The following is a 12,383-nucleotide window of genomic DNA, read 5'->3' as shown; positions in this document are numbered from 1 at the left end:
TATCCATTTATTACAGTTGCGGAGCACGACTCGACAGATAATCGAGTAAACGTTTTCGCGGATACGCGTCTGCTGAATTTTGGATATTGCGTAATGAGGCAATGGCCTGGTCTGTGGTCAGAGCGAAATATGCCACCATCAGATTCGCGATAAAGGTCACCACGTTGCCCTGGTTCCGAAAGCAAGCCAATGGCCCTTGGAATGTCAGCCGTTGATGGCCAAGATCAAAGGTCTGCTGCCGAAGTTGATCAAGGGGCATGCTGGTCAAAGCAAAAAGCATCGTCGCGCCTATGGCCGCCGCCGTATTGATACGCTGTTTCAGACGTTTCATCATTACCGTCGTAATGACATGAATCGCGTGACGGTAGATCAGCTTTTTTTGACTGCGCGCCGCTGCGTTTTGCTCGTATCCCACAACCAGTGCACGGATAGCGCGATAACACAATACAGCGTTAGTCAGCGCCGCCCCTTTCATGCTGGGTGTGAAGAGCGCCTGGTATTCAACAGACTCTAGGTTGGCCAGCCGTGGAGGTTCACTCTTGAGCCACACTGTGTAGCGAGGGTCGTTTTGCAGTGATGCCAACGCCTTGAGTGCCTCGTCCAGTGCGATCGCCTTGGCACCAATGGCCGCAGCCTCAGGACGGTAATGATAGTCAAAACCGAGGTGAGCAATCTCTTGTCTTAGTCGCTCCAGGTTCTCATCCAGCGACGCAAAGTTGGCGGTCTGGGCAGGGTTTTGATGATTGCGGGCCTTGGTTACCCACTTGCCGAATAACCCGTCCACCGGCGCCTTAATCAGGGTGAGCATTACCTTTTCGTCGTCGATGCTCCGGCCAGGATAGTGGCGCACGAACTCGGCGGCCGATGCCACGCTCTGAGCGCCGTTGATGATGGACACCCCTCGGACACGAAACCTTCCGGACTCCCGATGGGGGGCGCAGGGATGCTGCTCGTTGATGGCCTCACAAAGGAACGTGATACCATTGTTGAAATAGAAGAAGTGCTCCGTCTCCTGTTGCAGGGTCTCCGTAAAACCGGCGTTGAAGGTTGTCGCACCTTTGAAGCGTCTGATGTTGCGGTCAACCAGGCGGTCTTCGTACTGCACCCACAGTTCTGCAAGACGCTTGGCATCCATGCGGCCGTAGAACGCCCTGTAAGGCGCCTGGGTGTGCCCGAAGTCCGTCAGCTCTACATCGGCCTCAATTGCTTGGGCAGAGATGCCGTCCAAATGCAGATCATGAAGGGTCGTGAGTCCGTATGCATGACAGCGAAGGAATCCGGGATTCGGCCCGTTGAACGCACGCTCCAGGTCGGAAAAGATGTCCTTCCGATCATCGGAAACCGCCGTGCCGGAGTAGGAGAGCACCACCTTGACCTTGCAGATGCCAGTGTTCAAGGCATTGGTGATTGCAGCACAGCGGTTCTGAAGTTCGTTGTTGAAGCGGCCCCAGCATTCCTCGATGAGATCGGTGACGCCATCCCGAAACTTAGACATGTCATCAAGCTCCGGCTCGCCGGAGCCGGACTCCTTGTACTTCGGCTGGACAAGCCAGATGGTCTGGTCATTGGCCACGAACACCGAGTCGATGCCGTGGTCCAGGCCGCCGTCGATGTTCGCGGCGGCGGCCTCTTCCAAGGTCACGCCAGCGGCTTCATGAATTACGAACGCTGCAATCGCCTTGGACAGGAAATTGCTGCGGCGGGAGTCTGGGCTTGTGCCCGTCCCCGTGATGAGTGCTGCGTAGTCGGCGTCCAGCTTCTGGCACAGCATGTCTAGTTCAAGCGGGCGAATTGGTGCTGTTGCCATAAGGTCAACGCTTAATCAGCGACGAAAAATGCGCTGCTTCAACTCGTGCGCTCGCATCGCGAGGTTGGGCAAAGAGGCAATCTTGTCCTCTGGTGCCAGCTCTCGGCTTGGAAATATCGGGGGGCGCAAAGAACAGCATGTCAGTGGTACTTCCCTGAGCGATTGTTGAAGGCGGGCTTGGTGCCTTCCAATACTGTCACGACGGCGCTGTTTAGCGTTGGGTTTTCCAATGAGCCGGCTACGTAATTGATGCCGCAGTTTGAGGCTCGGTCAAACGATGCATGAATAATCTGCTCGGCGTCACAGACCACCGCTAGGTTCGGGTTATGAGTGACCATGATGATCTGGCGCTTCTTTTTGGCCTCTGATAGCACCGGAACCAAGAGGCGGAACACGGTCTCGTTGTCCAGATTTTCTTCGGGCTGGTCCAAGATGATGGGCGTCTTGCCGTTATCCACCAATAGATAGAAGATCAGCAGGAGTGCGCCTCGCTGGCCAGGAGACAACTGCTCAATCTGCGTGTCCTGGAAGAGAAGTGAATACCGTGGCTCAAGAAAATCGAGCCCGAAAATCAAGTCGTAGACCGAAACGGCTGATTGGTCCTTCTTCAGTAGGCTGGCAATACCGACCTCGGCGCCAGGCCCCTTGGCCGCCTGTTCAAGGGTTTCATGTAATGCCTTCGCAAAGGCCAGTGCGCCTTGCTTGGAGTTCAAGTCGTGGCTGTCAAACAGCCTCTTGACCGTCAAAAGAGCCTCATCTTGGCCGCGCAGCACACCTGAGGTTTGTTTAATCAAGGCGAAGAGACGTTCCGCGATGGCCTCAGCCGAAGCGGCTAGCGTCGCCTGGAACTGCAGCCGGTAGTCCTCGCGGATCAAGTCATTCGCCTTGATCAAGTCTTGCACCGGCTTGAAGAGCTCTTCTCGCGCCTTCCTTTGGGCGTCCAAGGATTCAAAGATTTCGGCCGTCAGCTGAAGTCGCGCGGCTTGCAGTTCCACGCGCTTGGCAGGCAACTCTTTGATCTGAGCCAGTCTGGTTTCCAGGCCTACCTTGGTGTCCGGGTCAGTCGGCGTGCCAGTCAGAGCATCCAGCTTCTTGGTCCATTCTGCGAGCTGGTGTTGGTACGTTTCGAACTGCTGTTGACGGGCGTTGAGCTTGGTCGCGTGTACCTTCTTCTCTTCTTCGAGGTTCGCGAGGGTGCTGGCCAAAGTGCCAGCCTCGGTCTGCAACGTCGACTGCTCTGCAGTGAGGGCAGTAGACCGTTCATCGAGCAAACTGGTCTTGATCTCCAGCTTAGCCACGTCGGCCCAGTTCAAGCCTGCAAGCTGGAGATCTTCAGCCACCTGTTGCTGGGCTTGCTCGTAGGCGCGCTGGAGTAGTCGCAGCTGCTCCCTTGCATTGGCTATCGCCTTCTGCTTCTTGGCAATTGAGGTGAGTTCTGACTGGATCTGCTGCGTGCGCTTGGTGGATGCTACGATTCTTTGAGCCGTGGCCGCAAGCGCTTCGGCGGCTTCCTTCTGCTCGGGTTCCAGGGTTTCAGGCGGCGGGGTAACTTCCGCCGGCTTGATCTTCTGGTGCTCGTCGATCTCGCGTGTCTTGACCAGCAGCTGGTCCGTCAGCTTCTTCTCCTCAATTGGCTGGAGCTGGTCTTCAATCCGAGCGATGCTGGCGTTGAGGGTCCTCAGCTCCTTGCGGAACTCCCCCAGTCGATTTCTCAGCGCTTGTTCTTGCTGTTCGGTGAGCTGATCGAAATCGAGCGCGCCAAGACGCATTTCCTCGCTGGTATGCGAGAAGATGACGGCTCGCAACTCCTTCTCAAACGCGTCTGACTTTCCAGAAACGTGATCGTTGCAGAGCTCTTCGAAGTAGTGCTGAGGGATGTATCTGACCAGCTCTTGTTTGTCCGGTGCCGGGGACTCGTTCAGCGGACGACTCTCGGTACTGTCATCGCGCCAGGTCAGGGTCCCGGTGAATTGACGTGCTGGATCTCCACTTTTGCCCAGAAAGCGTTCAGGCTTCAGGAAGCTGAAGTGTTTGGCCTGTCGTGAGTGTCCAAGGGTTGCGAGGATATCGGCCAGGGCGCTTTTGCCGCTGCCCTTGTTGCCGATGATGGCAACAAGGTCCGGATTGAGCGGCAGATCGCAGCCGTGCAGCCAGTTGCCGATACCAGTCTTGGTGCCCGTCTTGGTGACTTCGATCGACTCGATGAAGTGAGTCTTGCTGGTCTCCACGGCCTGGAGCTTGGCTGGCTTCACGCCAATGAACGACCGCTTCGCCGGCTCCAAGATGGCCTGTTTGAGACCCTGAAAGGTTGGATCGGCCTTGATCCAAGTCTTCTTTTCAGATGGGAAGTCTCCGTAGCCACGATTGTTGTTGTCGCCAGCAACGCCGACGAAGCAATGCGCGTCGCTGCCAGATACGGCAAGGCGCGGGATCGCTTTCAGCGCACTGAAGAAGTTGTCAAAGAACTTCGCGTTTCCAGCGGTCCTCACACCCGCGAAAGCCGCATGCAAGTCGACGCTGCGCGATTCGAAGATGGGCGAACTTTGGAAGAGGCCCATGACGTAGGCGTAGTGCTCATGCCACTTCACGTCAGCCAGGCCATCGTTGGTGTCAAAGGGCATGAACCCGATGGCCAGTCCCAGCTTGACCTTGGCGATCGCTGTTTTGTACGACTCTGGGTTCAGCTCCCCGATGGTCGCGCCAGCGAGCAAGGCCTTCTCCTCTGACGCGTCCACGTCTGCCTTGTCGAATCCGTGAGTCTTCAGCTTGTCGGCGCCAGCCTCGCGGGCGAGCTGGACCAAGGCCGAGTCTGACAAGGGGCGGTTTACCAGCTCGACCGTGAGTGCCTGCTTGAAGTCGAGCAGCGCCTGATCCTCGATCTCATCAGAGAACAGAACGTGAGCGTTGAGCCGGCCCTTCATCGGAGCGGCCAGTCGGAGCTCGATACCTGGGAAGACCTTCTTGTGAAGTGCTGGAGCTCCGGCCTCTTTGAGCCGTGCCTTTAGTGCAAGCCAGCCATCGAAGGTCCAGTAGTCCATGATGGCGAAGACTGCAGGCTCTGCCTTGTTCAGCGCGTCGATCATTTGATCGATGAGGGCATGCCGCTCGTCGGCATCTGCACAGTCCCTGAACTTCTTACCCAGCCAGTGGAATGACGCCGGCGTGTGGATGTGCAAATCCCACTGGCGCCAGACTGAACCTCTGGCGATCTCCCTTTTTGACATTAGATTAGCTCCCATTGAATACAGAAAAGAGGCTGCTCTTTGACTTGTTGTTTGAGCTGGCCTTCTAACTGACTGATGATGTCGTTGCGCTGGGCCTCGATTTCATCTTGTTTGTTGAAGAGTTCGCGACGCAGCTTCGTGCGCGTACTCTCAAGCTCACGTTGTTTCTTTTGCCACGACAACTTCTCGTCCAGCGTCGGCGCACTGGCTGCCGTACGCCGGACTTCTTTGATCTGCCGGTCGATCTCCATGATCTCCTGCTCGATGCCCAGCTTGAGGTCGTCGGCCCAGGCGTCCAGCTTCTGAACTTCTTGCTCAAAGTAGCCCAGATTGCGCTGGTTGATCTCACGCAAGATGTCCATCCGGCGGCCCTGGTAGTCCTCTGCGAGTTCGGACGCCGGCACATTGCCATCGCACGGCCCTTCCAGCTTCACGGGCAGGCGCAGGAGTTTCGAGGGGTCGTCTTCTGCCAGCGGCGAACCGTCAACGGTGACGGCGGCCGCGACAAGCCGCTCTTCCAAGTTGCCTAGCGCTTCCACAGAGACCAGGCTCACGGACAGCCAACCAGACTTGCCGCGATAGTTCTTTAAGGTGCTGATCTGCGTGCCGTAGGCGCCGTAGTCAAACAGCAGTTTGGCCATCGGCAGTTTTCGGGACTTGGCCTGGGCTGTTACCCACTCGGCGAGTGGATGCCCGATCCGATACAGATGCGATTCGCCTGATCGCCGGGGCAATTCGTACCGCCCCAGCTCGACGCCAGCAAGTGCGGAGCTCGGGAGTCGCTGTAGTACGAATCCTTCTTCATCGAATGTTGCGTGTCCCGCGAGCTCTGCTCGCGTCAAGTCCAGCAGCATCCGCTCGTACCTGCTTCTTGCCGCGCTACTTGCTTCCGCTCGTACACGCAGCTTGTCCTGCACCTCTTCATCGAAGTTCTCCAGGAGGATCTGCCGCGTCTTGACCATGGCTTCACTGATCTCACCGGACAGGTCGCGCTGCAGTTGCTCGAAGCTGCTCTTGATCTCTTCAGGATCGCGGCAGTTTTGGTAGATCTCCGCAATGCGACGCTCGAAGTCCACGCCCGACCCGATAGCACCCAGCACCTCATCGCTGGCGCCAAACACCCCCTCGAAGAGCTGGAACTTCTGGTCAAGAAGTTCGTAGACGCGAGCATCGGCCTCGTTGCTGCGGTCCACGAAGTTGACGACCACCACATCAAATTTCTGCCCGTAACGGTGACAGCGGCCGATGCGCTGTTCGATGCGTTGCGGATTCCATGGCAAGTCAAAGTTGATGACCAGCGAGCAGAACTGCAGATTAATACCCTCTGCTCCCGCCTCAGTGGCAATCATCACTGTGCCGCGTTCTTTGAAGTGCTCAACCAAAGCGGCTCTTGTGTCTGCGCTCCGTGATCCTGTGATGTGATCTGTCCCTGCGTGGCGCTTGATCCAATCAGCATAGACGGCTTGCGCTCGGGCATCGCTGTTGGTGCCATTGAACGAGACGATACCCTCACCGTAGGATGTGTCTGCCAGGAGCGAGAGTAGGTATTCCTGCGTACGTTTGGACTCTGTGAAGATGATGGCCTTCTTTGCTGCGTCGAGTCGTTCTAGCTCAGCGAATGCCTTGTCCAGAGCGGTCAACAGTGCTGTGCCCTTGGCGTTCTCGCGAATGTTGGTTGCAAGTGTTTTGAAGTGCCGCAGCTCAGCAATTTCCTGAGCAACCGCGTCGCGCTGGGCCGCTGGCGATACGTCTGTGGTCGCAGCACTGCCATCCCACTCGTCTGCGGTTTCATCAAGCGACTCGTAGTCTTCGTCGAGCACCTCGGCCAATTCGGGGATGTCAGCTAGCTCGGCGAGTTCGCTTTCAAGCCGCTTGGCCATGGTTTCCAGTGCGCCCGCAATGGCGTGGGTCGATGAAGCCAGCAGCTTCCACAGCACCAAGGAGATCAATTGCCTTTGGCCTTCAGGCAGCGCCTTGATGTTGGGCCGGCGAAGGTAGTCTGCGACAAGGTTGGACAGCTCCCGTTCCTCGGCCGAGGGGGTGAACTCTTCAACGATGGCCCGACGTGCTGTGTATGGCACGTACTGCTGAACTTGGCGGCGCAAGGTGCGTTTGCACACGGTGGCTAGGCGAGCTCGTAGTGCTGTGAAAGCCTGCTCCTTGGGTTGCGCCGTGAACTGCGAGCGGAAGCTGTCGATGTCACCAAAGACACGGTCATCAATCATGCTGACCAGACCGTATAGCTCCAACAGCGAGTTCTGCAGCGGAGTAGCTGTCAGCAGCACTTTGGAATGCACATGGGCCAGTGCTTCTTTCAGCGTCTTGGCAATCACGTTGCTTGCCTTATAGACATTGCGCAGTCGGTGCGCTTCGTCGAGCACAACCAGATCCCAATCAACGGCCTTGATGTCCGCTGCCTTCGATTTCGCAAACTGGTAGGAGCAGATGACGGGGCCGGATGCGCCTTGAAACGGATTCTGGCGACCCTGTTTACGGAGAGCGTTGAAGTTCTTGGCCTCTAGGAGGACGCCCTGCAGGTTGAACTTATCTTGCAACTCCTGATGCCATTGCTTGCGGAGGTTGGCGGGCACGATGATGAGGATGCGTCGGCGGCGCTCGGCCCAGCGCTGAGAGATCACCAGCCCGGCCTCGATGGTTTTACCGAGCCCAACTTCGTCGGCCAGGATCACGCCACGCGAGAGCGGATTGGCGCAAGCGAAAAGGGCCGCTTCGACTTGATGGGGGTTAAGGTCCACTTGCGAGTCTACAAGCGTGGAGGCAAGCGACTCTACTGAGTCGCCAGCCGCCCGACGAGTGAGAAGCCAAGCGTAATAAAGGCTTTGGTGTCGAGTAAGTGGCGGCGGAGCCATCAATTGAATTCCTAAATACGAACTTGTTTCGACTTAACAGATTCCCGCTAGCTCCGAACGCATTCTATCGTTGTCATATTTTCACAAAAGCATCGAATTTTATCGTATTGCCGGCCATAAAGCCAACAATTAGCTTTGTATTTATACGGGAAGTAATGCATTAATATTTCAATAATTAAATTATGAGTATAGTAATCCAAAAAACGGCATTTACATCATTACAAATGAAAGCATTGACTACTGAAATAAATTTGCACGACTAAACTTTGTCTCCAATCTCCATGATGGGTGAATAACAATTTGGATCGTGGAAAGTTAAAAATTTTCAAATATATATCCTCAATATGAGCGGAGAAAACCTTTCGCTACTGAGACTGATTCTACATAACCCAATCAACAAATTTTATATTGAAGGAATGTCATGAAAAACCAATGCCCAAAATGCAAATCAACTTTAATCGAAGCTCGTCACGTTGGTCGTAAAGTTGGCGGTAAAACTGGTGCTGTTGCTGGCGCTGCTGTTGGTGCCGCCAGTGCAGCAGGTGGGGCCGAACTAGGTGCAAGTATAGGACTAGTAGCTGGACCAGCAGGTGCATTAGTCGGCGGATTGGCTGGTGCTCTGCTTGGTGGATTGTTAGGCGGATCGAGCGGCTGTATTGCTGGTGCAAAATTGGGAGATGTGGTTGATGACCATGTTCTAGACAATTATGTTTGTCTTAATTGCCAGCATCAATTTCATCTGGCGGGCGGTACATCGTCCTCAGATCAGTAACTCCTCTTCCCTACCCCATCCATCGTCGAAAAACCATGCTGACGTTGGATTCACAGCACTCTAGAAGCACTACAAAACAGAATACGTTTCGTAGATTCACTGAATATCAATTCCCACTTGAATAACTCCTTAACTCTTGCCAACCCATTTAGGCAGTGAGTTGATTCGTTACAGGCATGCCTGAAGGAAAAAACAATGTCACATCAAATTGAATCCATGGCATATGTGAATGCCACCCCCTGGCATCAGCTAGGTCAACAATTAACACCAAATCAGCCAATTGAAGTCTGGTCTCAGCAATCAGGATTGAACTTCACGATCCAGGAAGCACCGGTGCAATTTTCTATGAAATCGCATGAGATGAAATCAATTTCATCGTTTCCGGAACAAAAAGTATTGTACAGATCAGACAACGGATCCCCACTATCGATCGTTTCAGCGCGGTATCAAGTTGTACAACCCAGTCAAATTCTTGAGTTCTACCGCGACTTAACTGAAATGGCTGGTTTTGAACTGGAGACAGCTGGAGTAATGAAAGGTGGTCGGAAATTATGGGCACTGGCACGGACCAATAAATCGTCCTTTGTTAAAGGCAATGATCTCATGCACGCCTATCTGTTATTAGCAACCGGCTGTGACGGAACATTAGCCACGACTGCCCAATTTACCAGCATCCGTGTCGTTTGCAATAACACGCTTGCTATCTCACTTGACAACGGTATTGGTGCGATAAAGGTACCTCACAACACCAACTTTAATGCAGCCGCAGTGAAACAACAACTTGGCATCTCAATTCCATCCTGGGACACTTTTATACACAGAATGAAAGTCCTCTCAGGACGAAAATTAACTGCAAATGAAGCAGATCGGTTTCTACTGAAATTATTTAACGACGCCAATAACGGTACAGAAAAACAGATAAACGCACGTGCTATGAAGAGTGTGTTGACACTGTATGAAGGGCAAGGCAAAGGTGCTGAACTAAGCTCGTCAAAATCTACGGCATTTGGCTTGCTGAATGCAGTCACCCAGTTTGTTGACCATGAGCGACGTGCCAGAAGCGCTGATCATCGACGTGACTCAGCGTGGTTTGGTCAAGGTGCTAACCTTAAGCAAAAGGCGTTGGATGAAGCATGGCAATTAGTACTTTAAGCCTTTCATTCCATCCCTAACGCTGTTTGAAAAGGCAGGTTCGCAACAACCGAACAACACGATAAAAAGTGCCTTTACGCGTATTTGGGACACAAAAAACTGCAAACGCAACCCGCTGCCCGGCAACCAAAATCGCCGGGCATTTTCTTTTGCCTGAAACTTTTGGCTTTCAATTAATTCAGCGCTTCTTATAAGGAGAAATCATGTCAAATCTTTGTGCATTATTATTGCCGCCGACACACAGCTTATCTACGATGCCCGATTCATCACAGCAGAGCAATCCAGTTTCTCTTCCGCTGGGAAAAATAGTCGCAACACAAAACGCGCTAAATTCCTTTAAGGATAACCATGTTCTAATTTTAGATTTGCTACGTCGCCACCAATCTGGCGACTGGGGCCTTGTGCATGAGGAGGGTCGTGCGGCGAACAACGAAGCAGCACGGCTTGGAGGGGCAATAATATCAAGCTATGAAATTGAGCTTAATGGACAAATTGTGTGGCTCATTACGGAAGCTGATCGAAGCGTCACCACGTTATTATTACCGGATGATTACTAACTGAAAAAGTATTTAGTCACTCAAAAAAAAGCAGCTAAATAACTAAACAAACTCAAAAATCACTTCAACTTGTTTAGCGATAAACCAGTAATAAGACTCTCAATTGCCTGCAATATGACAACTCTGTGTTCGTGAGATAGCCCATCAAATAGCATTGCTAATTGACGCCCTTGATCTAATTGACGACTAGATCCCTTTGTTATCAATTCCTCTATGCTACATTCGAAAATGTTAGCTAACTCAGCAATCCGGACAATTGAAGGAACTGCTACACCCGTTTCCATTCTAGAAACAGCTTCTCTGCTAATTCCTAAGATTTCAGCAACTCTTTCTTGTGACAAACCCTTAGCAACTCTCCGAGCTGAGAGAGCCTCCCCTATTGCCTTCACAAATATAGTTTTCTGAAAATTGTCCATTTACAGCCTTTTGCACTTTCCCGTAATGATCAGTTCAAAGACGGAATATGGACATGACTCAATTAATCACATTGTGATGTTTTAGGTTACAATTTTAATTAAACCTTAATTGTTAATTTAAATAGATCGACTACAGCCAATTTTGTAGTCGTTCTCTACACACATCAGGTTTTAAAAATCGATGTTGATTGCTTATCAAGCTAAATGGAAAAGAAAGGCCAAATACATGTTTAAATTTGAAATGTTGTTTATTTGCATACTTTCCACAATTACTTTAATAGGATGTACTGCTGAATCACCAATTGAAGTAGAACTAAAGTCCACCCCCTACTCCTCTCCAATCGGCGTTCTATCCCTAACCGGAATTTACGTCACCGCGAAGGTAGACGAAGTCAAAGTCAACTCCATCGAAGTCAATCGAGGAAATTGCAAAGTAACTGGGGGATCGAAATCACTAAGGTTCGGACAACATGCGTATTTTCAGAGCCCAGGCTGCGAAATCAAAGAAATTGAAGTCGAAACAGATGAAGGTAGTTTTACCTTCAGTTTCTAGCTGCTTGACGGCAGCTCCACACCAATACACTCAAAACATCAACAACTTACGCGTACATTGCGTCTTGCATGTACAGGGACGCCACGTTCTGCTGCGGACCTTTAACTGAAAGAAACCCATGGATTCGAACATACACACCCCAACCTCAAAAAGTACGTCCACCTCTCAAGCATCGTTCAGTATTCTGTTTAAAGGATTGCGGGATGATGTCGATCCAGCAGTAGCAATAGCTCAACTTGCCAGCTTATTTAAAGTATCAGTGGAACAAATTGACAGCTTGCTTGCGTTACCAAGCTACACGATCAAAAAGTCCATCTCGGAGAATGCTGCCCGAAACTATCAAATTGCGATTGAAGCCGCTGGGGGCGTCTGCGAAATTCAAGCAGATGATGTACAAATCCAATCAATTGAAATCGTGCTACCGGAACATGGCTCATTCGCTGCAAAGCATAATGCGGCTTCGCCCCCTCCAGCCTACGAAAGTACCTCGTCAACCCAATTTTCCGCTAAGGAAAAACAACCTACGTCATCAATGGCGACCGAACCTGCCAAACACGATGCGGCAGAACTGAAGGATGAAATCCAAACGAAAACTTTACATCTCATATTACTGACAATCGTTACATCCGGACTTTATCCATTGTTATGGCTAACACGCCACCACGATACGTTTAATCGGATTACAAAGAAACAGACCATTAATATGAAATATATTGTCTGGATGGCGATCTTTACCGGCATCTGTCTGGCACTCAGAGATGCACGTGATAAGAGCGCTATTTTGATGTTTTTTGGCGCTTACATTGTCGGCTCTATTCTCTTTCTTATCTGGGCATTCCGTGCCAAAAGTGCCTTACAAAACTATGCACTGAACACATTCAAAATTGATCTACGAATGAATCCAGTCTATACATTCTTTTTTACTATTTTCTATATCAATTACTGTATCAACGATTTGCCCGAGGTCTTACGTCGTCAAAAAATCTTGACTGGTCAGAATCAAATGTGAGTTTGGCATACTCAGAAATACCC

General features: G+C 51.8%; 8 protein-coding genes. 4 read left to right on the top strand and 4 right to left on the bottom strand.

Going from position 1 to position 12,383, the window contains the following annotated elements; all coding sequences use genetic code 11:
* Positions 1–10 precede the first annotated feature (10 nt).
* The 3 genes from H8K47_RS09670 to H8K47_RS09660 form a co-directional block, all read right to left on the bottom strand.
* Positions 11–1,807 (bottom strand): AIPR family protein, encoded by a 1,797-nt coding sequence (locus tag H8K47_RS09670; protein ID WP_186881187.1) that lies wholly within the window; start codon positions 1,805–1,807, stop codon positions 11–13.
* A 140-nt stretch (positions 1,808–1,947) separates the two neighbouring features.
* Positions 1,948–5,031 (bottom strand): TrlF family AAA-like ATPase, encoded by a 3,084-nt coding sequence (locus H8K47_RS09665; protein ID WP_186881186.1) that lies wholly within the window; start codon positions 5,029–5,031, stop codon positions 1,948–1,950.
* Positions 5,031–7,901 (bottom strand): SNF2-related protein, encoded by a 2,871-nt coding sequence (locus tag H8K47_RS09660; RefSeq protein ID WP_186881185.1) that lies wholly within the window; start codon positions 7,899–7,901, stop codon positions 5,031–5,033. The genes H8K47_RS09665 and H8K47_RS09660 overlap by 1 nt, the downstream gene beginning before the upstream one ends.
* A gap of 421 nt (positions 7,902–8,322) precedes the next feature.
* Here H8K47_RS09660 and H8K47_RS09655 point away from each other — a divergent pair, with 421 nt between their 5' ends.
* The 3 genes from H8K47_RS09655 (at position 8,323) to H8K47_RS09645 (ending at position 10,382) form a co-directional block, all read left to right on the top strand.
* Positions 8,323–8,673 carry a hypothetical protein gene (locus H8K47_RS09655; RefSeq protein ID WP_186881184.1) on the top strand — a complete coding sequence of 117 codons (351 nt, stop codon included), beginning with the start codon at positions 8,323–8,325 and terminating at the stop codon, positions 8,671–8,673.
* Positions 8,674–8,868: 195 nt separating this feature from the next.
* Positions 8,869–9,825, top strand: coding sequence for a DUF932 domain-containing protein (locus H8K47_RS09650; RefSeq protein ID WP_186881183.1), 957 nt, complete (start codon positions 8,869–8,871; stop codon positions 9,823–9,825).
* 203 nt (positions 9,826–10,028) lie between these two features.
* The gene (locus H8K47_RS09645; protein ID WP_230410179.1) at positions 10,029–10,382 is read left to right on the top strand and encodes a hypothetical protein; all 354 of its coding nucleotides are present in this window, start codon (positions 10,029–10,031) and stop codon (positions 10,380–10,382) included.
* A 59-nt stretch (positions 10,383–10,441) separates the two neighbouring features.
* Here the strand turns inward: H8K47_RS09645 and H8K47_RS09640 are convergent, their stop codons facing one another.
* Positions 10,442–10,798: a helix-turn-helix domain-containing protein gene (locus H8K47_RS09640; protein ID WP_186881182.1), complete on the bottom strand. Its 357-nt coding sequence runs from the start codon at positions 10,796–10,798 to the stop codon at positions 10,442–10,444.
* Between the two features lie 671 nt (positions 10,799–11,469).
* On the opposite strand from H8K47_RS09640, the gene H8K47_RS18180 reads away from it, so the two are divergent.
* A complete protein-coding gene (locus tag H8K47_RS18180; RefSeq protein ID WP_222612764.1) occupies positions 11,470–12,360 on the top strand; it encodes a DUF4234 domain-containing protein in 891 nt (296 codons plus the stop codon).
* Positions 12,361–12,383: the final 23 nt, after the last annotated feature.

Origin of the sequence: Cognatundibacterium rugosum, from assembly GCF_014284365.1 — a bacterium.
Taxonomy (GTDB): Bacteria; Pseudomonadota; Gammaproteobacteria; order Burkholderiales; family Burkholderiaceae_D; genus Undibacterium; species Undibacterium rugosum.
This window is presented reverse-complemented; position numbering and strand designations above follow the sequence as displayed.

Bases quoted from the DNA above. Each gene is read 5' to 3' on its own strand.
- H8K47_RS09650 (WP_186881183.1), top strand. From the start codon at position 8,869: ATGTCACATCAAATTGAATCCATGGCATATGTGAATGCCACCCCCTGG.
- H8K47_RS09640 (WP_186881182.1), bottom strand. From the start codon at position 10,798: ATGGACAATTTTCAGAAAACTATATTTGTGAAGGCAATAGGGGAGGCT.
- H8K47_RS09655 (WP_186881184.1), top strand. From the start codon at position 8,323: ATGAAAAACCAATGCCCAAAATGCAAATCAACTTTAATCGAAGCTCGT.
- H8K47_RS09645 (WP_230410179.1), top strand. From the start codon at position 10,029: ATGTCAAATCTTTGTGCATTATTATTGCCGCCGACACACAGCTTATCT.
- H8K47_RS18180 (WP_222612764.1), top strand. From the start codon at position 11,470: ATGGATTCGAACATACACACCCCAACCTCAAAAAGTACGTCCACCTCT.
- H8K47_RS09660 (WP_186881185.1), bottom strand. From the start codon at position 7,901: ATGGCTCCGCCGCCACTTACTCGACACCAAAGCCTTTATTACGCTTGG.
- H8K47_RS09670 (WP_186881187.1), bottom strand. From the start codon at position 1,807: ATGGCAACAGCACCAATTCGCCCGCTTGAACTAGACATGCTGTGCCAG.
- H8K47_RS09665 (WP_186881186.1), bottom strand. From the start codon at position 5,031: ATGTCAAAAAGGGAGATCGCCAGAGGTTCAGTCTGGCGCCAGTGGGAT.